Raw genomic sequence first — 455 nt, 5'->3', positions numbered from 1 at the left:
CCGACGAGATCAACGGCATCGTGGCCGACTGGACCGCAGCCCACACCGCGGCAGAGGTCGAGGCCGCGTGCATCGCCCACGACGTCCCGGTCGGCACCGCCTACACGGCCGCCGACATCGCCGTCGATCCCCACATGGCGGCCCGTGGCGACCTCGTCACCGTCGACGACCCCGTGCTCGGCCCGCTGCGCCAGCAGGCGCCGTTCCCCCGTCTCGACGGCGAGCCACCCCGCGCGCCCTCCGGCGCCCCCGTCCTCGGCGAGCACAACGACGAGGTCTGGTGTGGGCTGGTCGGACTCTCGGTCGACGAGCTGGCGCGCTACCGCTCCGACGGCATCGTCTGAATCGGCACCGTATCGAATGAGGGCGCAGACTGAAGACGCCGACCCGATTACGGCTCGATCGGTTCAGGAGGTACGGATCATGAGCAACGACCACCGCCCACCCGAGGGGCG

The 455-nt window shown here is 71.2% G+C and carries 1 protein-coding gene; it reads left to right on the top strand.

Translation table 11 applies throughout. From position 1 onward, the window contains the following. Positions 1-20 precede the first annotated feature (20 nt). Complete coding sequence (locus tag E6G06_18520) at positions 21-344, top strand: hypothetical protein (protein TML87533.1); 324 nt, start codon at positions 21-23, stop codon at positions 342-344. Positions 345-455: the final 111 nt, after the last annotated feature.

This window comes from Actinomycetota bacterium (assembly GCA_005888325.1).
Lineage (GTDB): Bacteria > Actinomycetota > Acidimicrobiia > Acidimicrobiales > AC-14 > AC-14.
Note: the sequence above shows the minus strand (reverse complement) of the source record. Positions and strands in the feature narration are given on the sequence as shown.